This window comes from Pseudomonas sp. DY-1 (genome assembly GCF_003626975.1).
In the GTDB taxonomy this organism is placed as follows: Bacteria; Pseudomonadota; Gammaproteobacteria; order Pseudomonadales; family Pseudomonadaceae; genus Metapseudomonas.
On record NZ_CP032616.1, the window covers coordinates 1948934 to 1970525 of the forward strand.

General features: G+C 62.6%; 20 protein-coding genes and 1 pseudogene. 15 read left to right on the plus strand and 6 right to left on the minus strand.

All coding sequences use genetic code 11. From position 1 onward, the window contains the following. Nucleotides 1-6 precede the first annotated feature (6 nt). The 6 genes and pseudogenes from D6Z43_RS09415 (at nucleotide 7) to D6Z43_RS28325 (ending at nucleotide 5360) form a co-directional block, all read left to right on the plus strand. A complete protein-coding gene (locus D6Z43_RS09415) occupies nucleotides 7-258 on the plus strand; it encodes a hypothetical protein (RefSeq protein WP_120651687.1) in 252 nt (83 codons plus the stop codon). Continuing rightward, the gene (locus D6Z43_RS09420) at nucleotides 251-526 is read left to right on the plus strand and encodes a hypothetical protein (RefSeq protein ID WP_120651688.1); all 276 of its coding nucleotides are present in this window, start codon (nucleotides 251-253) and stop codon (nucleotides 524-526) included. Before D6Z43_RS09415 ends, D6Z43_RS09420 begins: the two co-directional genes overlap by 8 nt. Further along, a complete protein-coding gene (locus D6Z43_RS09425) occupies nucleotides 523-1524 on the plus strand; it encodes a toprim domain-containing protein (protein WP_120651689.1) in 1002 nt (333 codons plus the stop codon). Before D6Z43_RS09420 ends, D6Z43_RS09425 begins: the two co-directional genes overlap by 4 nt. Nucleotides 1525-1526: 2 nt before the next feature. Further along, entirely contained in the window at nucleotides 1527-3320 is a 1794-nt protein-coding gene (locus tag D6Z43_RS09430; RefSeq protein ID WP_120651690.1) for a DUF927 domain-containing protein, read from the plus strand. Between the two features lie 424 nt (nucleotides 3321-3744). Next, nucleotides 3745-4527, plus strand: coding sequence for a hypothetical protein (locus tag D6Z43_RS09435; protein WP_120651691.1), 783 nt, complete (start codon nucleotides 3745-3747; stop codon nucleotides 4525-4527). Between the two features lie 501 nt (nucleotides 4528-5028). Further along, a pseudogene (locus D6Z43_RS28325) lies at nucleotides 5029-5360 on the plus strand (hypothetical protein). Between the two features lie 3 nt (nucleotides 5361-5363). Here the strand turns inward: D6Z43_RS28325 and D6Z43_RS09445 are convergent. The 3 genes from D6Z43_RS09445 to D6Z43_RS09455 form a co-directional block, all read right to left on the minus strand. Beyond that, nucleotides 5364-5600 (minus strand): glutaredoxin family protein, encoded by a 237-nt coding sequence (locus D6Z43_RS09445; RefSeq protein ID WP_120651692.1) that lies wholly within the window; start codon nucleotides 5598-5600, stop codon nucleotides 5364-5366. A 46-nt stretch (nucleotides 5601-5646) separates the two neighbouring features. Then, nucleotides 5647-6798 (minus strand): DUF5610 domain-containing protein, encoded by a 1152-nt coding sequence (locus D6Z43_RS09450; protein WP_120651693.1) that lies wholly within the window; start codon nucleotides 6796-6798, stop codon nucleotides 5647-5649. A gap of 84 nt (nucleotides 6799-6882) precedes the next feature. Further along, nucleotides 6883-7440 (minus strand): TetR/AcrR family transcriptional regulator, encoded by a 558-nt coding sequence (locus D6Z43_RS09455; RefSeq protein ID WP_120651694.1) that lies wholly within the window; start codon nucleotides 7438-7440, stop codon nucleotides 6883-6885. Between the two features lie 155 nt (nucleotides 7441-7595). On the opposite strand from D6Z43_RS09455, the gene D6Z43_RS09460 reads away from it, so the two are divergent. From D6Z43_RS09460 to D6Z43_RS09470, 3 genes are all read left to right on the plus strand, one after another. Continuing rightward, the gene (locus D6Z43_RS09460) at nucleotides 7596-8210 is read left to right on the plus strand and encodes a glutathione S-transferase family protein (RefSeq protein WP_120651695.1); all 615 of its coding nucleotides are present in this window, start codon (nucleotides 7596-7598) and stop codon (nucleotides 8208-8210) included. Nucleotides 8211-8300: 90 nt separating this feature from the next. Continuing rightward, entirely contained in the window at nucleotides 8301-9167 is an 867-nt protein-coding gene (locus D6Z43_RS09465; RefSeq protein WP_120651696.1) for an MBL fold metallo-hydrolase, read from the plus strand. A gap of 107 nt (nucleotides 9168-9274) precedes the next feature. Continuing rightward, on the plus strand, nucleotides 9275-10543 hold the full coding sequence (locus D6Z43_RS09470; protein ID WP_120651697.1) for an OprD family porin: 1269 nt from the start codon (nucleotides 9275-9277) through the stop codon (nucleotides 10541-10543). A gap of 171 nt (nucleotides 10544-10714) precedes the next feature. Here the strand turns inward: D6Z43_RS09470 and D6Z43_RS09475 are convergent, their stop codons facing one another. After that, nucleotides 10715-11923, minus strand: coding sequence for an ammonium transporter (locus tag D6Z43_RS09475; RefSeq protein ID WP_120651698.1), 1209 nt, complete (start codon nucleotides 11921-11923; stop codon nucleotides 10715-10717). Between the two features lie 356 nt (nucleotides 11924-12279). Between D6Z43_RS09475 and D6Z43_RS09480 the strand changes: the two genes are divergently transcribed. The 6 genes from D6Z43_RS09480 to D6Z43_RS09505 all read left to right on the plus strand — a co-directional run bounded on the left by D6Z43_RS09480 (nucleotide 12280) and on the right by D6Z43_RS09505 (nucleotide 17078). Further along, entirely contained in the window at nucleotides 12280-12594 is a 315-nt protein-coding gene (locus tag D6Z43_RS09480; RefSeq protein WP_120651699.1) for a YqjD family protein, read from the plus strand. Between the two features lie 2 nt (nucleotides 12595-12596). Further along, complete coding sequence (locus D6Z43_RS09485) at nucleotides 12597-12986, plus strand: phage holin family protein (protein WP_120651700.1); 390 nt, start codon at nucleotides 12597-12599, stop codon at nucleotides 12984-12986. Next, nucleotides 12983-13300: a hypothetical protein gene (locus D6Z43_RS09490; RefSeq protein WP_120651701.1), complete on the plus strand. Its 318-nt coding sequence runs from the start codon at nucleotides 12983-12985 to the stop codon at nucleotides 13298-13300. The genes D6Z43_RS09485 and D6Z43_RS09490 overlap by 4 nt, the downstream gene beginning before the upstream one ends. Before the next feature lie 120 nt (nucleotides 13301-13420). Next, entirely contained in the window at nucleotides 13421-14593 is a 1173-nt protein-coding gene (locus tag D6Z43_RS09495) for an EAL domain-containing protein (protein WP_120651702.1), read from the plus strand. A 61-nt stretch (nucleotides 14594-14654) separates the two neighbouring features. Continuing rightward, nucleotides 14655-15986, plus strand: a complete 1332-nt coding sequence (locus D6Z43_RS09500) for a deoxyguanosinetriphosphate triphosphohydrolase (RefSeq protein WP_120651703.1) — start codon at nucleotides 14655-14657, stop codon at nucleotides 15984-15986. 24 nt (nucleotides 15987-16010) lie between these two features. Beyond that, nucleotides 16011-17078: an FUSC family protein gene (locus D6Z43_RS09505; protein WP_120651704.1), complete on the plus strand. Its 1068-nt coding sequence runs from the start codon at nucleotides 16011-16013 to the stop codon at nucleotides 17076-17078. A gap of 9 nt (nucleotides 17079-17087) precedes the next feature. Here the strand turns inward: D6Z43_RS09505 and D6Z43_RS09510 are convergent, their stop codons facing one another. Then, nucleotides 17088-20705, minus strand: a complete 3618-nt coding sequence (locus tag D6Z43_RS09510) for a transporter substrate-binding domain-containing protein (protein WP_120651705.1) — start codon at nucleotides 20703-20705, stop codon at nucleotides 17088-17090. Nucleotides 20706-20712: 7 nt separating this feature from the next. Next, nucleotides 20713-21327 carry a response regulator transcription factor gene (locus D6Z43_RS09515; protein WP_178123561.1) on the minus strand — a complete coding sequence of 205 codons (615 nt, stop codon included), beginning with the start codon at nucleotides 21325-21327 and terminating at the stop codon, nucleotides 20713-20715. Nucleotides 21328-21592: the final 265 nt, after the last annotated feature.

Sequence of the window (21592 nt, forward strand, 5' to 3'; positions counted from 1 at the left end):
TGAGTCATGTCTGACGTCATTCCTGCCCTCGCCCACCTGATCGCCGCCTTCCAAAACTGGGCACCCGGTGAAGGTGCGCCCCGCCCTGCCCTTGAGCGCGTCAGGGACGCCATCGAGATCCTCAACGACAACCCCGAAGCCAAGGCCGAGCTTCGTGCCGCCGTGGCCGAAGCTCACCAACGCGGTGCACTGCATGTCGATGGTGTGCCCCTGATCGTCCTGCGCTGCCTGCTGCTGGAGGAAGAACGCCATGACTAAGCTCGTGCCCCTCACCACCAATGCCACTGATGCGCCGGTTTTGCTCATCGACAGCAGCCGCCCTTACCTCGAGCTCCAGGAGGCCGCTGAACAACGTCTGAGCACCGTTCGGGATCTGCTCTGGAGCCTGTCGTCCATGGTCATCACACATGCTGATGGCAAGGACGTTAACCGCGTGGCCGACGCCGCCTACGTGCTGCTGGAAGACGCCAGTGATCTGTTCCAGGCCGCTCGCCGAGCTGCATTGCGCGACGGGGGTGAGCCATGACGAAGCCGAGCATCCCCCAGTTGATTCGCCGGGTGGCCGAGCATGCCCTGCGCAGCGCCGACACCCTGTTGCCCGAGTGGCTGCCGGAAGGCACTCGCCAGGGCCGCGAATGGGTCGCGCGCAACATCGTTCGGGGGGACCGGCGCGCCGGTTCCTTCGGCGTGTCCCTGGACAGTGGCCGCTGGAACGATTTCGCCGATGACAGCGCCCACGGCGGAGACCTGGTCTCGCTGCTGGCCTACCTGCAGGGCAGTGGCCAGCTGGAGGCAGCGCAAGCCATCGATCAGCGCCTTGCCCTGGACGTGTTCGGTACGACTGGCGGCGCCACTGCCCTGCCCCGCGAAAACGAAGCCGAGCGGTTGGCCCGCGAGGCCTATCAGCGCGAACAGCGCGAGCGTCTGGAGCAGCGTCACCGGGCTGTTGCAGCAGAGGCCTCGCGGCTCTGGGAGATGGCACGGCCAGCTGACCCTCACCATCCCTACCTACAAGCCAAAGACGTGGTGCCCTACAACCTGCGCCAACTGCGTGGGGGCCGTCTGCTGGTTCCGCTGTGCTTGGATGGCCACCTGTTGAACTTGCAGTTCATCGACAGCCAAGGGGCGAAGCGTTTCCTCAGTGGTGGCCGCGTGAAGGGCGCCTATTCGCCGCTGGGCCGAGTCGAAGGGAGCGGTCGTTTGTTTGTCTGCGAAGGCTGGGCCACGGGCGCCACGCTGCACGCCCATACCGGCTGCCCGGTGGTGTGTGCCATGAACGCCGGCAACCTCAAGGCGGTGGCCATCGCCATGCGGGCACGCCACGGCGAAGCGGTGGAGCTGGTGATTGCCGGCGACGACGACCGCTTGAGCATGGGCAACCCGGGGCGCTCTGCCGCGAACCGCGCGGCGCTCGCCGCTGATGGGCTGGTGGTTTATCCGGAGTGGCCGACCAGCGCCCCGCTCGAGCTTTCCGACTTCAACGACCTGCACCTCTGGCAGACGCGCAAGTACAAGGAGCACTGACCATGAAGGACCAGGACCACAAGCCTCATCTGAGTCTGGTGGGCGAGCCCTCCGCACCAACTCCCGAGAAAATCGAGCGGCCCTGCTTCGCCGTGTACGACCAGGACACTCACCGCGAAGGTAAGCACTACCGCGCCGGCACCTGGTACCACGGCGCGCGGCAGAGCGGCCCCGATGACAAGACGATTCCGGTGGATCACTGGATCTGCGCTCCGCTGCACATCGAGGCGGAGACGGTGAACAGCGAGGACGGCAGCATCGGCCGACTGCTGAGCTTCCACTACCGCGGCCGACGCATTGAATGGGCCATGCCCATGGAAGCGCTGGCCGGCAAGGCGGATGAAGTGCTCAAGGCGCTCATGCGCCAAGGCCTGACCATCGAGTACCAACAGCGGCGCTACGTGGCGCCCTATCTGGCGAGCCAGCATTCGCCGGCTCTGGTGATCGCCACCACCACCCGCCCGGGCTGGCATGAATCAGGGGCGTTCGTGCTCCCGTCGCGAGTGATCGGTGGCGACAACGTGCGCTTCCAGGACTCTGGCCGTGCGGTGAACCTCTTCACCACTCGCGGCACCCTGGACGGCTGGCGCGCCGAGGTGGGTCGCTACTGCCTCGGCAACCCGGTGCTGATCCTCGCCGTGTGCTGCGCCTTGGCCGGGCCACTGCTGGCCAAAGTGGGCGTGAATGGCGGCGGCGTGCACCTGGTGGGCGACTCCTCCAGCGGCAAATCCCTAGCGCAGTTGGTGGCCGCTTCGGTGTGGGGCAACCCGGGCACCTTCGCCGCGTCCTGGGACGTGTCCAAGGGTGGCGTGGAGATCGAGGCCGCGTCCCGCAACGACACGGTGTTGATCCTGGACGAGATCAAGCGCGCCGACCCGAAGCGGGTCCAGGAGATGGCCTATGCCATCGCCAACGGCATGGGCAAAGGCACCATGACCCGCGAGCGCGAAGGCCGCGCCAAGCTCACCTGGCGCGTGCTGGCTCTGTCCAGTGGCGAGCGCTCGCTATCGGAACACGCCGCCATCAGCGGCAACAGCGCCCACGCCGGCGCCGAGCTGCGCCTGGTGGACGTGAACGCCGGCACCCGCCCTTTCCGCGCCTTCGATGAGGTGCACGGCATGACCGGCCAGGAGTTCCACCGCGTGCTCAGCGACACAGTGGTTCAGCACTACGGCCACCTCGGCCCGAGCTTCGTCGAGCAGTTGGTGGAGCAGCCAGAACGAGACGCCCTGTTGACTGCCTTCCAACAGGTGCGCGAGCGCTTCCACACCGAGAGCTCGCAGGCCGGTCGCGTGGCCGACCGCTTCGCCATCATGGCGCTCGCCGGGGAGATGGCCATCTCGCAACAGCTCCTGGACTGGCCCGCCGGCACGGCCGAGCAGGCGTGCCGCCAGCTGTTCAACGAATGGCTCGCCAGGATGGGCGATGGCAACGCGGAGGATCGGCAGATTCTGCGTGGTATCGCCGACTTCATCGCCCTGCACGGCGACAGCCGCTTCTCCAACATCCACGCCCAGGTTGCCGATACCACCGTGCGCGAGCGGGCCGGCTACTTCGAGGTGGAGTTCGACCGACGCCTGTACCTGTTCAACTCGCCAGCACTGGCGGCAGCAGCGCCGGGCTTTGGTGCGGAGCGAGTTGTGCGCGCACTGATGACAGCAAAGGCGCTGGCCAAGAAAGACGAAGAATCCGGTCGCACCCGGTGGATGAAGCGCTACCGCATTCCAGGCGGAGGCAGCCTGCGCTTCTACGTGATCGACCCGGAGCACTTAGAGCATCTGGGAGAAAGTCAATGAAAACCTTCAAGCCTCCCTATGCACTCCAACGGTTTTTCATGGGGAACGGGGGAACAGGGGAACAAGCCAGCAACCATGCGGGTTTGAGCTGTTCCCCCATTAAAGAGAGGAGTGGGAACGGGGGAACACAACTCTGTTCATTAAATAACCAACCCCTTCTGTTTGTTCCCCTTAAAAAAACTGTGGGAACAAAATGCACCTCTGAAAGCCGCGTTCTAGAGCGGTTTTCCCCTCAATCCCCCGTTCCCCACGATTTCGAAATCAGACGCGGGAACAAGGGGGGGTGTGAGTGATTTTTGTTGACACATCTGTTGACTCTCGTTCCACGCCACCTCTGGCAAGCCTTCTGCTCGGGGGGCATTTTCGCCTCCTCGAGCACCTTTCCCTGGCCGGCAACCTCGGCCATTTACCCTGGAGATCAGAAATGACCGACCACACCTCTGCACTACCTGAAGCCACCCGTGACGCCCTGGAACAGCACCAGGAAGCAATGGCGCGTTACCAAGCCCTGCGCGAGCGTTTGGTGATCCTTGGCCAGCGCCTGGAGAAACACCGCAACACCACCGCCGCTGCCACAGCGCAATCCGATCTGGCCGGTACGACCTGGCGCGCCAAGTTCCACGCCGCTGATGGCGAGCTGACGAAGGAAATCCGCGACCTCAAACGGGAAGAGCTGGACGCCCGCGAACTGGCCGAGGAGTACGGACACCTGGTGGAGGCGCTCGAGCCGGAGTTCGGGCTGATGCAGCTGGATACGGCAGAGGCATTCCTGGACGCCGAGCGGCGCCGCGAGGCCGCACACGACCTGTACGCGCTCCACTTCCTGGAGAGCACCGCCGCAGCCGTGTTTGCCCTGCCGGAAGGTCAGGCACTCGTCGCAGCCCTGGCCCGCTACCAGCCCACCCTGGGGCGCGAGCTGGCCAAGCACCCGGCCTTCGAGCCTGACGCCCGCGCACCAACCCAGCAGCGGATCAGCGAAGCCCTCGAACAGCGCCAGGGCCAAGTACTCAACGCTTTGGTGCAGAAAGCCACGGCCGACCCGGTGGAGCACCAGGACGACCCGATCTGGCAGCAGTTGGAGCCGGTAGCCCAGGGTGACCTCGAAATACCCAAGGGGCAGATCGGCAGCGTCGCGCACCGCAAGCGCCGCAGACAGGAACTGGAGGCGCTCAGCAACCCGCAGAAGCAACCCGCTAGCGCTGAGTAACTCGCCCCCTACCCTTCCCCGCTAAGCCGCCCTCGGGCGGCTTTCTTGTGCGCCCTGGAGCGACCTGCTGCTCCCCTGGCGAGCAGCCACCCCGGCCACCGCCGCCATCTCCTGGCGCGCGCTGTCGTCCCCCCACCACGCCTGCGGGCTAGATAGGGTGATTTTTCTGCATACCTGCAACGGCCTCTGATCCGGCCTTGGTAGGCCTCTTGGCCATGGATCTACGAAGCGTCCTTTCCTGCAAATCCCTGCATGGGGGCATGAGAAAAGGCCTCTTCGGAGATGGCGTGTATGCCAGCTTGTATGCCTAAAAAATTGAAAATCGTATTTTTGCTTATAAAACAGCTACTTATAAAACCACTTCGAATCCAGTCGCTCGACCAAACCCCGAAAAACCCGCCTTGAAGGCGGGTTTTTTATTGCCTGCGATTTTTCTTTGGCAGCTTTCCCAGTGCAGATGCCAAATCGCCAGCACCGCCCTATCATCAGCCGGTTTCTCCCATCGCCAGGGAAGCGGTCGTGCGCATTGCACTCCTCTCCATCGTCCTGCTATCTGCCTCCGCCCTGAACGTCAGTGCCGCCAATACGCCATGTCCGGCAGTAAAGGCGGTATCGCCCGTTGCGATGGCGAACTCTTCGTCTGCAATGATGGTTCCATCAGCGGTTCGAAAAAGAACTGCGGCGCGATGCTTGGCCAGCCGGCAGCCGGGAGCGCCACGCGGATGGTGGAGGATGGGCAGTGTCTGTGTGGAAGCGGAACGATCTGCATCGGTCCGCGTGGCGGGCACTACTGCCTGACACCAAGCGGCCGGAAGAGCTATGTCAGGAAATAGCCGTCAGGACAGGAAGGCCGCTACGGCAGTCGCATCGAAGGGCCACCCCAGCTCTCCGCCGGTATCGCAACGGCGCAGAACCGGAATGCGCAGACCATAGATTTCGACCCACTCTTCGCGGTCAGCTATGTCCACCAACTCCACCATCAGGCCGCGTTCGACGAAAGGCATGAGCACGCCTTCGGCTACCTCGCAGAGGTGGCAACCGAGGGTGCCGAAGAGTTGGCATTCAGGAAGCATGGCGATGCGCCTCGAAGATTATCGAGGCGCGAAGTCTATCACGCGTTCAGGCGTCGGTGGACTTGCCCTGGCCCTTGTCTAGCAAGGGTTGCAGACCATCCAGCAGACGATTGTTCAGGGCCTCGGCCTTGGCCAGTTGAGTTGAATCGAAGCGCTCGTCCAGGGCGAAACCACCCTTGAGCAGCTGTTTCAGGGTGTCGCGGCCGTTTTCGGCCAGTTCCCCGGCGCTGCGCAAGGCGTCCAGCAGGCTGTTGGCGTAGTCCTTGAGGTTGCCATTGACCGCGCTGGCCGCCTGGCCACCCTGCTGGGCGACTGCGCCGTATGCGTCAGCGGCCTGCATGACCTTGGTCTGGGTGAGGTGCAGGGACATGGACGCCAGTTGTTCACCATCCATATCCAGCGCCATGGCCCGGTCGAAAGCGCCGGCCAGATCGCCGGAGTAGAACTTGCTGGAGATGTCCTGGACCTGGCCGAGCAGGTCGCTCAGCGCGGCCTTTTCCTCGTCATCCAGATCTCCCTCTATCTCGATCTGCCAGGCTCCGATCTGCAGGCTGGAGGAATGGCTGCTGCCAACCAGAAGCGACGTCTTGCCATCGCTGGCTGCGGCCAGAGTGCTGCGGGAGTAGCTGGCCGACGCCTGGGCAATCGAGATGCGCAGCTTGTCCCCATCACGGGTCTTCACTTCCAGGTCGAAGGTTTCCGCCTGTGCCTGGAATCGCTCGCTATAGCCGGCGACTGCCACCGCGCCGCCCGGCTCGGTCGTAGTCGCTGGCTGCAGGTAGGTCTTCTGCAATTGATCCAGGCCGTCCTGGATGCGGTCGAAAGTGTCGTCGATATCCTCGGCCACCTTGCCGCCGAGCACACCCAGGCCATCGAGAATCTTGCGCGCGTCATCGAAGCCTTTCTGAATCCCGGCGCGAGCCTGGTCGAGCAGCCCCTGCAGCTTGGCTGTGTCGGCGCCATTGGCCGACTCACTGCGCAGGCGCTGGTCGATGAAACCGAGCACGCGGTCCGCGACTTTCTCGGGGGTGTATTTGGATGCTTTGTCGCTCAGAGCGCCCGGTTCCAGCCCCAATTGCTCGCCGAGGCGGCGAGCCAGCGTTTCCTGCGCATTCACCTGCTTTCGCGCCAGGGCAGCGGGCATACCGGAAACAGTAGAACGTTGAGTGGACGAAGCGAAAGGAGCCAGGGCATTCATATCGGGGAGTCCGGAGTCGGCGGCGTCCCCTCTTTGGCGGCCGCAGGCGGAAGAACTTGAGCGGCTGTCGACGAGCGGATTGAGTCAGATGCCAGCGGCGCGCATCAACTGATCAGCTGCGTCCTTCGCCTCCAGCGCCTGCTCGCTCGGCCCCTCGATGTGGGCCATGCTGATCGCCCCTTCCATCAGATACTGGAGTTGGCGGGCCAGACGCTCCGGCTGGGCAACCTCCAGTCGTGCCAGCGCATCTCGGAAGTAGCGCTGGGTAGCGAGCTTGTAGGACGCCGCCAGACGATGCACCGGATGGTCCCGATCATGGAATTCGCCCGCCGCATTGATGAAGGCGCAGCCGCAGAACGGTTCCTGTCTCAGCCACTCGGCCAGGCCATCGAAAACCCGCAGGATCGCCTCCCGCGGCGGCAAATGCTCAAACGCCGATGCCATGCGCTCGGCTGCCGGCGCGAAGCGCGATTCCAGGGCCGCGATGATCAGCTCGTCCTTGGATCTGAAATGCTTGTAGAGGGTCATCTTGGCCACGCCGGACTCGGCCAGGATGCGGTCGATACCCGTGGCGTGGAAACCTTCGCGATAGAAAAGCGCGATGGCGGTGTTGACCAGTTGATCGCGTTTGCTCGATGCCATTGCAGCCTCCTGAACCGGCGCATTATGCGCATCCCGTTGGATTGGCTCAAATGACGTGGGACGTGAAGCCAGGGATGTCGCATGCTTCGCCCTTGAAATATACAGACAGGTCTGTCTACCATCCAGCGCATTCCAACCAACGCGAGGGACTCGCCATGCAACTTCACGACTTCTACCTCTCCGGCAATTGCTACAAGGTCCGCCTGTTTCTCGGCCTGATCGGTCAACCGGCTGAACTGTTGACCGTGGACCTGCCCCACGGCGCGCAGAAGCACCCGGAGTTCCTCGCGCTGAATCCACGAGGCCAGGTCCCGGTGCTGGTGGACAACGGTCAGCCGCTGGTCGACTCCCAAGCGATACTTGTCTACTTGGCGCGACGCTATGCAGATGCGCACTGGTACCCGCTGGACGCCGTCGCCCAGGCGCAGATCGCTGGCTGGCTGAGCCTCACCGCCAACGAAATCCATAACGGTGTGGCACGTGCACGAATCGGCCTGAAGTTCGGCCGGCAGGTGGATCTGGAGGACGCCCAGGCGCGTGGCCGACAGGTCCTGGAACTCGTGAACGCGCACCTGGCCAATCGCACCTGGCTGGTCGGTGAGCAGCCCACCATCGCCGACGTGGCGGTTTACCCCTACCTGGCCATGGCCGAAGAAGGCGGGCTGGAGCTCGCGCCTTTTCCGTACCTGAATAGCTGGCTCGCGCGGATCCGAGCCTTGCCCGGTTACCTCGACCTACCTCATTTCCAAGGGGCTCGGAGGACAGAATGAACAGCTCATTCCAACTCGGCCGCAATCGCCTGCCATTGGCTTCAGAAGCTGCGCCCCCCTCTCCTTTCCTGCCCCAAGGACACTGATCAAATGCGCTTGCGTTCGTATTTCCTGCTCATTCTGCTTGGCACCTTCAGCGCGATTGCCCAGGCCGATGGCCTGCGTTTTGCCCTAGTGAAGACTTCGGAAACCGAAACCCTGGACGCCTTCACCGTGGCCGACGGCAAATGGACCGAGAAGGTGAAGGCGAACCACGTGGCGGTGCTGATCCAGCATCACGCCGCTACCCTGCTGTTCGACACAGGCCTAGGCCGCCAGGTAGACAGCCAGTTCACCAGCGAAATGCCCTGGTGGGACAAGCCCCTGATGCAGTATGGCGCCGTGACCCCGGCCCGCGACCAGTTGGATCGCGATGGTATCCAGGTGGACCGCATCATCCTCAGTCACGCCCACTGGGACCACGCCTCGGCACTGGTGGACTTCCCCGATGTGCCAGTCTGGGCGCCTTACGAAGAGATCGAGTTCACCGAAATCGCAACACCGCCGGCAATACTGCCCAGTCAGTTCACCCACGGCGTCAAATGGCACCCCTTCACCTTCCTGCCCATTCCCTTCATGGGCTTCGAGGAAAGCCTCGACCTCTTCGGTGATCGCAGTCTGGTACTGGTGCCGCTGAGCGGCCACTCACCGGGTTCGGTGGGCCTATTCCTGACCCTTGAAGATGGACGGCGTTTCTTCTTCACCGGTGACGCCAGTTGGCGCCTGGAAGGTTTTACCGGGCCGAAGGAGAAATTCTGGGTCAGCCGCAGGATGGTCGATAACGACCGCGAAGCCACGCGCGCCCAATTGCAGAAGGTTCACGAACTGCTCCAGAGCGAACCTGGGCTCACTGTGATTCCTGCTCACGACGCCAAGGTGCAGGACGTGCTCGGTTACTACCCGCAGTGGGTGCAGTGAGCTGCAGACCATCGTCTAACAGACAGGAAATGTAACGAAATGCTTTAGTCAAATTGTTGTAACAGGACGACCCGACCGACCTGCAATCCAACGAGGAGACAATAACAATGAGCAATACCTCGCTTGCACGAGCCGTGGCCCTGGCCACGCTCGGCGCCAGTGTCACCCTGCCGGGCATCGCCCAGGCCGAGTTCATCAAGGACAGCAAGGCCAGCCTGGAGCTGCGCAACTTCTACTTCAACCGCGACTTTCGCCAGGACAACGCTCCCCAGTCCAAGGCTGAAGAATGGGCCCAGGGTTTTCTGCTTCGCTATGAATCCGGCTACACCGAGGGCACTGTGGGCGTTGGCGTCGATGCCCTTGGCCTGCTCGGCGTCAAGCTCGACTCCAGCCCGGACCGCAGCAATACCGGCCTGCTCAAGCGCGACCGGGAAACCGGACTCGCCCAGGACGAATATGGCGAGCTCGGCCTGACCGCCAAATTGCGCGCCTCCAAGAGCGTTCTCAAGGTCGGTACCCTGCTGCCCAAGTTGCCAGTCGTCCAGTACAACGATTCGCGGCTGCTGCCACAAACCTTCAAGGGCGGCCATCTGAACTCGATGGAGCTCGACGGCCTCACCTTCGATGGCGGCCAGCTCAAGCAGGTCAACCAGCGTGACTCCTCAAACTACGAGGACATGACAGTTGCCAGCGGCGCCGCCCGCGCCATCACCTTCCGCAGGGGCACCACCAGCGACGAGTTCAATTTTGGCGGCGCCACATACAAGTGGACCGACAATCTCGCCACCGGCTACCACTACGGCGAACTCGACGAGTTCTACAAGCAGCACTATTTCACTGCCCTGCATTTACTGCCGCTGGGCGACAAGCAGTCGCTGAAGAGCGATATCCGCTATGCCCGCTCCACCGATGAAGGCACCAGCAACGTCGACAACAAGGCCTTCGGCGCCATGTTCACCTATGCCCTCGGCGGCCACGCCTTCGGTCTCGGCTACCAGAGCATGAGTGGCGATACCGGCTTCGCCTACATCAACGGCACCGACCCCTTCCTGGTCAACTACGTGCAGATCGGCGACTTCGCCAACAAGGATGAAAAATCCTGGCAAGCCCGCTACGACTACAACTTCGCCAGCATCGGCATCCCCGGGCTGACCTTCATGACCCGCTACCTCTCCGGCGACAACATCGACCTGGGCGCAGGCCGCGAGGAAGGCAAGGAATGGGAGCGCAACATGGACATCGCCTATGTGTTCCAGGAAGGCGCTCTGAAGAACTTCGGCGTGAAATGGCGCAACGCGACCGTGCGTTCGACCAACTTCGGCAGTGACATCGACGAGAATCGCCTGATCCTCAGCTACGTGCTGCCGCTCTGGTAATTCCGCTCCAACAGAAAAGCCCGCCAATCGGCGGGCTTTTTCATGTTCCGGCATTGAGCTCCCGTAGGTTGGCAGCGTGCAAGTCATGGCTGGGACTGCACGTCTGGCTTCACGTACCTCGGCGGAGTGCCGCCTGGGCCAACCTGCAAGGACTCGCAGGTGAAGCGGACATCAGTCCTGCGAAGTCGCACCGATCTTGTGTATCGACAGGTCTGCGCCGTAGTACTCCTCTTCCTGGCTCAGACGGATACCCCAGGTAGCCTTGAGCAGACCGTAGACCGCGAAGCCCCCCACCAGCGCCACCAGCACGCCAAGGCCCGTGCCGATCAGTTGACTCACGAGGCTGACGCCGCCAAGGCCACCCAGAGCCTCCTGACCGAAGATGCCGCAGGCGATGCCGCCCCAGACGCCGCAAAGGCCATGCAGCGGCCAGACACCGAGCACATCATCGATCTTCCATTTCACCTGGGTAGCGGTGAACGCCCATACGAACAGGCCGCCGGCGATGGCGCCAGTCACCAGCGCACCGACTGGATGCATCAGGTCGGAGCCGGCACAGACCGCTACGAGACCGGCAAGCGGACCGTTGTGCAGGAAGCCGGGGTCGTTGCGCCCCACCAGCAACGCTGCGACGGTGCCGCCGACCATGGCCATCAGTGAGTTCACTGCCACCAGGCCGCTGACGCCCTGCAAGGTTTGTGCGCTCATCACGTTGAAACCGAACCAGCCAACAATGAGGATCCACGACCCGAGCGCCAGGAACGGGATGTTCGAGGGTGCGAATGCCACCAGGCGGCCTTCGCGATAGCGCCCGTTACGGTGCCCCAGCAGTACTACGGCACCGAAAGCCAGCCAACCGCCCACGGCATGCACCACCACCGAGCCGGCGAAGTCGTGGAAGCTCGCGCCAAAGCTGCCCTTCAGCCAGTCCTGAAGACCGAAGTTACCGTTCCAGATCAGCCCCTCGAAGAAGGGATAGACGAAGGCAACGATCAGCAACGTGGCGCAGAGCTGCGGACAAAAGCGTGCACGCTCGGCAATGCCGCCGGAAATGATGGCCGGAATCGCCGCGGCGAACGTGAGCAAGAAGAAAAACTTCACCAGGGCATAGCCGTGGTCGGCGGCGAGTACGCTGGCCGGCTCCAGGAAAGTCACTCCATAGGCGATCCAGTAGCCGATGAAGAAATAAGCCAGGGTCGAGACGGCAAAATCGGAGAGGATCTTCGACAGCGCGTTGACCTGGTTTTTCTGGCGCACGGTGCCGACCTCGAGGAAGGCAAAACCCGCGTGCATAGCCAGCACCATGACGGCGCCCATAAGGATGAACAAGGTGTTAGAGCCGTGGATGAGAGTCTCCACGGCACTGTTGAGGTTTTCCATTGGCGAAGACGACTCCGGCAGCGAGGAAAAAAGCACCAAAGCAGTTCAAGCAGGGATTTCTGCGCACCATCCTGAAGCCGTGCTGCACCGCCACGGATCCAACCACGATCCAGACTTGGTGCAGGCAGGCCAGCGCAGGAATTCTTCCTGACTGCGTTTCTCTTTGATTTTCATGAGGTTGTGCGCTTGCTCCGCGTATCGACGAGCCTTCCAGGCCGCCCCGATGCGGAGCATTTCGCCACAACCGCGCACCAGCCCGATGCAAGCGCTATACCAGCAATCCGATTGGAAATTCCGGATGAACCTTGGCCGAAGGCACCTACTCTTAGGCATTGAGTCCTACAAGGAGAATCGACATGCCCCGTAAGACCGCCACAACTACCCAGGACGAATTGCTGGCCGACTTCCAGACCCTTGTCAGCGATACTGAGAAGCTGCTGCAGGACACCGCCAGCCTGGCAGGCGAACAAGCAGATGAGCTTCGCCTGCAGATCCACGAAAGCCTCAAACGCGCCCGCGAAACCCTCCGCGATACCGAGAAAAACCTGCGCGAACGCAGCGAAGCCGCCGTCCAGGCCACCGAAGACTACGTACAGGAACATCCCTGGCAGAGCGTCGGCCTCGCCGCCGGCATCGGCTTTCTGCTCGGCCTGCTGGCTGCAAGGCGCTGACCATGAGCGACGAAAACCCTTCCGCCCAGGAGGCGGAACGCGGTCCCTCGCCAAGACGCCTGAGCGCCTCCATGCTCAACCTGTTGCACAGCCATGTGGAGCTGTTCGGGATAGAACTGCAGGAACAAAAGGCCAGCAGCCTCCACCTGCTGCTGCTCGGGGGGTTGACGCTGATTTTCGCCTTGCTGCTGCTGATCGGGCTTTCGGGCCTGTTGATCGTGCTGCTTTGGGAAAACTGGCGCCTGGAAGCGCTCGGAGGACTCTGCCTCTTCTACCTGCTCGCCACGCTTTACTGTGGCGTGCGCCTGCGGACAGCGATAGACGACGAAGAATCGCCCTTCAGCGCAACGCTCGAAGAATTGGCCCGTGACCGGGAGCGCCTGTTGCCATGAGCCTGCCGGAACTGCCCCGCAATGCATCCCGTCGTGACATGCGCAAGGCATTGGTACGCCTACGCCTTGAAATGCAGCGCCAGGAACTGCGCCACGAATCCCTGCTGCTGACTCAGCCATTGCGCCAGGCACGTGAGTTCACCCGCCAGCTGGACATCCCTCACGCCCCGCTTTGGGGCATGGCGGCGGTGGCTGTCCTGGGTTTTTTCGCCGCCCGCAAAGGCAGCCTGAGGCGCGGCCTGCGCCTGGGCAGCGCGCTATACCCGTTGTTGCTGGCCCTGTTGAAGAACCCGCCGCGAAGCGGGCCGGGGTAATACACCAGCCGGGGAAGGCAACTGGCCACATTCTTGCTACGGGTGAGCGGCCCGTCGCACCTGAAATGGGCAACACCCTGCGCACCGCGCCGCCCCCTGGCCGTCCACTAAGGAGTCACCGTGATCGATGGGCAACCGCTCGCCTGCTTCCAGCCCTTCATCGATACTGCTACAGGGCTAATCGCCGGCGTCGAGGCCCTGGGGCGATTGCGCCAGCCGGACGGCAGCCTGCAGTCGGTCGGACCGCTGTTCGTTGATACCAGAATCTCGCCGGCTGCTCTGCGCCGGCTCGACCGGCAGCTGCGGGAAGACGCTTTGCGGCGCCTGCATGAGGCCCCGCCAGACTGGTTCCTCAGTTTGAACATCTCGCCGCGCTGGATTAGCCGTCTGCGTCCGGGCCAACCCTTGCCCAGCCTCAAGCAACTGCAGCGCTTCGGCGTCCCGGCCGAACGCATCGTTTTCGAGATCACCGAGTTTGGCGGCGCCAGCCAGCGCCTGGCGGACGTGGTGGCACGCTATCGCGAGGCCGGCGCGCGAATTGCCATCGACGATTTCGGCGCCGGATATTCCCAGCTTGATCGGGTGTTGGCGTTGCAACCGGACATTCTCAAACTCGACATGCGTCTGTTCCAGGCCGCCGCCCGTGGCGGGCCCAGCGGTGAAGTGGTGAAGGCACTTGCGCAAATGGCCGAAAAGACCGGCTGCTGGATCATCGCCGAAGGCGTGGAGACGGAAGCCGAACTGGACTTCGCCCTGGAGTGCGGCGCCCGCTACGTGCAGGGCTACTTGTTTGCCGCGCCGCACCTGGAGTTCTTCGAGGAAGATGCCTTCGTCCAGCGCTTCGCCCTGCTCCGCGACCGCTACGTACAGAGCAAGCTGGCCGAACGCGCACGTCTCATGAGGCTGCGCCGCAGCCTCAACCAACTGATGGCACGGCTACGTGACTGGGCCGAAAGCGGAGCGCCGGCGTCGAGCCTGGCCAGCCCGGAGGGTTACCCCTGGTTGCTGCGCATCTACCAATGCGATCGTAATGGCACACAGATCACTCCCAATCTGCATTGGGAGCCTGGTGGTTGGCAGGAGGACGCGAGCTACCGGGGTCACAACTGGTCCTGGCGGCCCTACTTCTATCAACTTCTGGCCGAAGGCTGGGAAGAGCGCCGTCTGACCCTGTCCACGACCTACCGTGACGCCACCACCAACCAGTACTGCCTGACGGCCGGACAGTTCATCGACAACGGCCGCCGTCTCCTGCTGGTGGATGTGGATGCCGCCGGCCTGGCAATGGACTGAGTCGCCGGTAATCGCTTGGGGTAGAGTAGGATCTTCGGCCACAGAACGGCGAGGACAGGCCTTGGACTGGCAGACCCTGCTCACCCGCGAACGCCTTGGTAAACCGGTGCACAGCACCGATGAGCTGGGCCGTAGCCCCTTCCACAAAGACCACGACCGCATCGTCTTTTCCGGCGCCTTCCGCCGCCTCGGACGCAAGACCCAGGTGCATCCGGTCTCCAGCAACGATCATATCCACACACGCCTTACCCATTCGCTGGAAGTAAGTTGCGTGGGGCGCTCCCTGGGCATGCGCGTCGGCGAGACCCTGCGAGATTCACTGCCGACATGGTGCGAGCCGTCGGACCTCGGCGTCATCGTCCAGTCGGCCTGCCTGGCCCATGACATCGGCAACCCGCCTTTTGGCCATTCCGGAGAAGACGCCATTCGCCACTGGTTCGAACAGGCGGCGGCGCGGGGCTGGCTGGACGCCATGAGCGAAGCCGAGCGAGCTGATTTCCTCAGCTTCGAGGGCAACGCCCAGGGCATGCGCGTGCTGACCCAGCTGGAGTATCACCAATTCGACGGCGGCATGCGCCTGACCTACGCCACTCTCGGCACCTACATCAAGTACCCCTGGACTTCGCGCCACGCCGAGGCACTGGGCTACAAGAAGCACAAGTTCGGCTGCTACCAAAGTGAGCTGCCGCTGCTGGAGCAGATCGCAGCCAAGCTGGAGTTGCCGCGCCTCGACCAACATCGCTGGGCTCGCCATCCACTGGTTTACCTGATGGAGGCTGCGGACGACATCTGCTACGGCCTGATCGACCTGGAAGACGGTCTTGAGATGGAGCTGCTGGACTATGCGGAAGTCGAATCCCTGCTGCTGGGCCTGGTGGGCGACGACTTGCCGGAGACCTATCGTCAGCTCGGACCAAAGGATTCCCGTCGGCGCAAACTGGCCATCCTGCGCGGCAAGGCGATCGAACACCTGACCAATGCCGCCGCGCGCGCCTTCGTCGAACAGCAGGACGCCTTGCTCGCCGGCACCTTGCAAGGCGACCTGGTGGAACACATGCACGGCGCGGCCAAGCGTTGCGTGCTCCGCGCCAAGGCCATCGCCCGCGAGAAAATCTTCCAGGACAAGCGCAAGACACTCCACGAAATCGGCGCCTATACGACGCTGGAAATCCTCCTCAACGCGTTCTGTGGCGCCGCGCTGGAGCAACATGGCGGGCGCACGCCGTCATTCAAGAATCAACGCATCCTCGACCTGCTCGGCAACAATGCACCTGACCCCTCCTGGCCGCTGTATCAGGCCTTCATCCGAATGATCGACTTCATTGCCGGGATGACCGACAGCTACGCAACCGAAATGGCCCGAGAAATGACCGGCCGATCCAGTCCGACCTGACCCAGCGCCCTCAGGAGACGCTTGATGCGTACGTTGCTCAAACAGAGCCTGCACTGGCACGCTGGCGCACCAGCGTGGGGACCCGCCCTGATGGCGGGACTGGGCTGTGGATTGCCTCTGGTGCTGGGCCTGTTCACCAGTCACACAGGATTTCTCTGGGCTGCCACTGGAGCCTTCCAGGCTTCGCTGGCCAACCCCTTGCACCGTTTGGGCATGCTGCGCATGACGCTGCTTACCGGATTGGGAGCGCTCGCCGCGGGGATGGGTTTCTGGGTGGCCAGCCATCCGCTGCTGAGTCTGTTCAGCTTCGCCCTGATGGGGCTCCTGATGGCCGCTCTGCAACGTTTCGGCAACGAGCTTGGCAAGCTGGGAGCCGGGCTCGCTGTGTGCCTCTGCCTCGGCCAGGGCCAGGCGGGTCTCGGCAACCTGAACAATGGCATGGCAGTGGGCGCGCTGTTCGCCATAGGGGGATTGTGGGTAATGTTGCTGGCGTTCGCGCTGCGGGCCTATCACGGGCTGCGACTGTGGCCACTGCTACCCAGCCCAGGCAACCTCGCCAAGGTGGCGCGTCGCCTTGCGCAACGCATGTCCCATCGCCTCTGGTTCATACACGCCCTGGCCTGCAGCCTTGCCGGCGCACTTGCCGGGCTAGCGGTGAACCTGAGCGGATTGCCGCGTGGCTACTGGTTGACGTTGACGGTGCTGACTACGATCCAGATGGACCTCAACGGTAGCCTGCAACGTGGCATCCAACGTTGCGTGGGAAGCCTCGTGGGCGCATTGATCCTGATCGGGGTGGGGAGCTGGTTGCAGAGCCCTGCCCTGCTGGTAGCCTGCCTGCTGCCATTGATATTTTTCAGCCGGGCGTTCATCGCCCAGCATTACGGACTGTTCGTGGTGCAGACTACCGTGTGCTTCGTGCTGCTGGCGGAGAGCCTGTCCCGCGACTGGCATCTCCCCGAACTGCGCCTGTACAACTCCCTGCTGGGTGCCGGGCTTGCGATGCTGGTCGCCTACCTCGCCTTTCGTGCTCGTCTGCACTGGGGAACCGCACCAGCACCTTCAATGGAAATGGCACGTCAGGGCGAGTAGCCCCGGTCGTCACTCCTGCAGGAGACACTCCAACTCGCCCTGGACGCGGCCCAGGTTCTTGCACACCGCACGGGCCAGGTGCAGCAGCTCGGCGTGCTCGGCGCCGTTGTCATGGGCTCGGCTGTAGGCCATGCAAAGGGCCAATAGCGGTTCGGCACCGATCAACTCCACTGCGCCCTTGACCCTGTGCACCAGGCGCTCCAGCTCGTTCCAGCGCTCAGCCTGCAGAAGGTTCTCCATCTCCTCGACGTCAGCCTCGTTGGCGCGGTGCAACTCCTGCAGCAGCATGCGGGTCACTTCCGGCGAGCCGCCCGCTGCGCGCTCCAGCAGACCAAGGTCCAGGCGGACGGGCTGATCATCGCTACATGGTTCGCCCTTGGGTAGCAGACTCTGGAGATAGCGCTGCAGACCTTCCAGGCCAATGGGCTTGAACAGGCAATCGTCCATGCCAGCTTCGCGGCAACGCGCCAGTTCTTCCGGCTGGGCGTTGGCAGTGAGACCGATGATCAGTCCGGGATGCACGCCTCGCGCGCGCTCCCTTTCGCGAATGCATCGAGTCAGTTCATAGCCATCCGTTACCGGCATATTGCAGTCGGTAATGACGAGGTCGAAATCCGAAGCACTCCAGGCAGCCAGGGCCTTTTCGCCATCCTCGGCCTGTTCGGCAAACTGCCCCAGGAGCTCCAGTTGCTGTACCAGCATCATTCGGTTGACCGGGTGATCGTCCACCACCAGCACGCGAAAAGCCCCCGGAGGCAGTTCCCGGACACCATCCAGCTCCGCCACTGGTGGCAGCGGGGTCAGACGTGGCAGACAGAAACTCATGGAAACACACGTGCCAACACCCAGCTGGCTGCGTAGTTCGATGCTTCCCTCCATCAACTTCACCAGTCGCCGGCAGATGCTCAAGCCCAAGCCAGTGCCGCCTTGCCCCGCACCCACGCCGCCGGCCAGTTGGGTAAACGGTTGGAACAGGCGCTGCTGGTCCTCTTCGGCGATACCGATGCCACTATCTTCCACTATCACGGTCAGTTGCAGATGCTCATCAGCTTTGCAGCAGGCCTGCAGACGAACGCGAACCGTGCCCTTGTCGGTGAACTTGATCGCATTGCTGATCAGATTCGACAAGATCTGCTTGAAGCAGGAAGCATCCACCATCACATCGTCCCGGGACTGGAGGTCCAGCGCCAATGACAGTCGCAGGCCCTTCTGCCGTGCCAATCCATCAAACACGCGGACCACGGATTCGATCAGTGCGCGGGGGGACTCGCGACGTGGCTCCAGAGTCATGCGCCCGGACTCGATCTTGGCTATGTCGAGAATGTCGCCGATCAGCGCCAGCAGGGAATCAGCCGACTCTCGCGCCACCAGAATCGCCTCCCGATCGAGACGTTCACGCTTCAAGGCAAGCTCGAGCATGCCGATGATGGCATTCAACGGGGTGCGGATTTCGTGGCTCATGGTGGCGAGGAAGCGACTCTTCGCAACGTTGGCGGATTCAGCCTGCTCCTTGGCCTGGCGCAGTTCATCCATGAGGCGATTGCGCTCGGTGATATCCACCCAGCCGCAGATCAGGCCGCGAATCCTCTGCAGGGCATCGCGATAGGGAATGGCCCAGTACGAAACTTCCAGGGGAATGCCGCCCAAGTGCAGCTGATAGTCGCGGAACAGCGCCTCGCCATTTTCCAACGCGAGCCGACTCAGCCCTTCCAGCACCTCGAGCTCTTTTACGGCGTCTGCCTCGAGGCCAGGCACTTCCGTCAGACGCAGACCAATCAGTGCCGCGCGTGGTAAACCAATGGCGTCGATGAAACTGCGGTTGCAGGTGATGGTACAGCCGTCGAGACCGCGCACTGATAGGGGAAAGGGAATCCCATCGATAAGTGATCGCTTGAATGCCAACTGGTCGTTGAGGCGACGTTCCTCCCGCTCACGCCGCCACACCTGACGACGCAGATACAGCGCCCATGAAGCGAACACTATCGCCACCAGCAGAAAAGCGAAGCCGATCTGGTAGAGCCGCGCCCGGTACTCGATCCAGCTGCTCGCAGGCTCTTCGGCCTTGGTATACCAGCGGTTGATGATGCTGCCCAGCTCATCTGGAGATACGGACAACAACGCCTTCTCGAGGATGCTTTGCAGTTCGGGCGCATCACGAGATACCGAAAAGGCGAAGCGGCCCGGATCACGGCCGATGGTGTCGGCGATCCGGAGTTGCCCGGGATAGTATCGATTGATAAGGAAGGTGGACGACGCCATAGCATGCACCGCTGCATCGGCCTTGCCCTCCGCGACGTTCGCGAGACCCTCGATGCCGGTTTCGACTTCTCGCAGCTCTAGCTTGGGGTAGTTCTCGCGAATGTACGGGATCAGCGAATGCCCGGCAGGAACCACCAGGGTGCGCCCATTTAGCTCCCCAAGCCCTTGCGGAGCGCTATCCGAAGCCCTTACCACCAGAACGCTGCTGGTGCTGTAGTACGGTCGGGTGAAGCCAAGGAACTGGCTGCGCTCGGGTGTGGAGAACAGCGTGGCGGCCATGTCGACGCGCCCTTCCCGCAAGTCCGCGAGCATATCCCTGGCGGTGGACCTGGCGCTGACTTCGAACTCCAGGCCGGTCCTCTGCCGGATCAACTCCAGGAGATCCGGCACGATCCCACGGAAGCGGCCCTGCCGGCTGAAGAAGGTCAGCGGCTCGAAGGTTTCATCGACCACCAGCCGTGCGGGATTATGCTGCGCCATCCAGCGCAACTCGCGTTCGGTAAGTTGGGGACGAAGGTTGTCCAGGAACATCCCCGCACCGCCGCCCCAACGCTTCGCAATACCTACGCGAGCGGCATCCGGGATCCCGGCGATGGCGCTGTCGAAAATTCGCTGCAGCCGCTCGTTACCCTTGGCCATGGAGAAGCAGACGCCAACACCGTCGAATCCGGCAAAGTTCGTCATGCGCAGGTTGATGAGGTAGCCCTGCCTGATCAGGTAGTTGGCAGCGACGGCGTCGCCGATGAAAACATCGCTCTGATCGAATGCGACTGACTGCAAGGCTCTGCGCACCGAGCTGTGCTGGATAAGACGCGCATCGGGGTAGAGCTGGCGGAGCATTTCCAGGCTCGGCCCCTCCGCTGAATAGGCGAGGCGCAAGTCGCGAAGATTGCCGCTGGCCGCACGACGATCATCTATGCGCGTCACCATCACCGGCTGATGATGCATGTAAGGGATGCTCTGGATCAGGCCAGGACTGGCAGCGTCACCTTCCATGCTGTTGCCCAGGAGGTCGACCTTCCCGTTGCGCAGCGCCTCGCGAGCCGCCTCGCGGTCAGGGAAACGCAATACCTCGGCCTTGACCCCGAGGGCCTGGGTGATCAGCCGCAAGAAGTCCGCAGTCACCCCTTCGTAGTCCTGGCCGCTCGCCGTGATATCGAAGGGAGGAAAATCGGGTTCGTTGGTGCCGATCCGCAACACGCGCTTTTCCTTCAACCAGCGCTGGTCATCCTCTGTCATGGACACTACCAGGCTGCTGGATTCGGACCGCCCCAACAGTTCCAGGGAAAGATTATCGTCGCCAAGGCTGATCGAGGGCAGGAGCGAGCCTCCGAGCAGGAGGCCTGCCAGCAGGTAGATTAAGCGCATGAATGCGTCAGATCAGGGTGTTGCGGTTGGCGAACTCCACCAGCTCAATCAACGTCCGGGCGTTGAGCTTGAGCAACAGGCGCGTCTTGTAGGTACTGACGGTCTTGTTGCTGATGAACATCTCCTCGGCAATCTCCTTGTTGCTGAGACCATTGGCGAGAAACTTGAGCACCACCAACTCCCGATCGGAAAGGCGGCCGATCATCTCGACTTCATCGGGCAACCCGATCTGCCGTTTGCCGGACTTGATCACATCGCTCGGGAAGTAGCTGTAGCCGGAAAGGACCGCCCGAACCGCCGCGGTGACCTCGGCGAGATCGCCCTCCTTGCAGACGAAACCCGCCGCACCTGCCTGCATGCATCGCGTGGCGTAGTGATTGGGGTTCTGTCCGGTCAGTACCAGCACCCTCAAGGGCAGGTCCAAGGCGTGGAGCCGGGCAATGACGTCCAGACCGCCGAGCTTTGGAATGCCGATATCGAGTATCACCATGTCTGGCTGGTGCTCCCGCGCGAGCGCGATTGCATCAACGCCGTTGTCCGTTTCTGCCACTACCGCGTAGCCTTCGCGGTCCAGTAAAAGCCTGACGGCGAGGCGGATCACCGGGTGATCGTCGACGATCATTACCTTGTAGGCGGACTCGCTTCCCGGCTCGAGGAAATCGTCCAGATTGACCAGTTTGCTCACAGCATCGCCCCCTTGGCGCGGTTTGGTGGCTGCCAAGATAGAGAAGCTCGTTGCACTGTCGACCCCTGAACGGCACCGGTCGCGCCATTCAGGACAGGACCTACCTTAGCTTGCGTCCTGTCCTACAGCTGCGGGCCAATTTCGATAGGAAAGACAGTTCGGTTCCCGCCCGGTGATCGCCAAATCCATGGCCCCGGGTGCA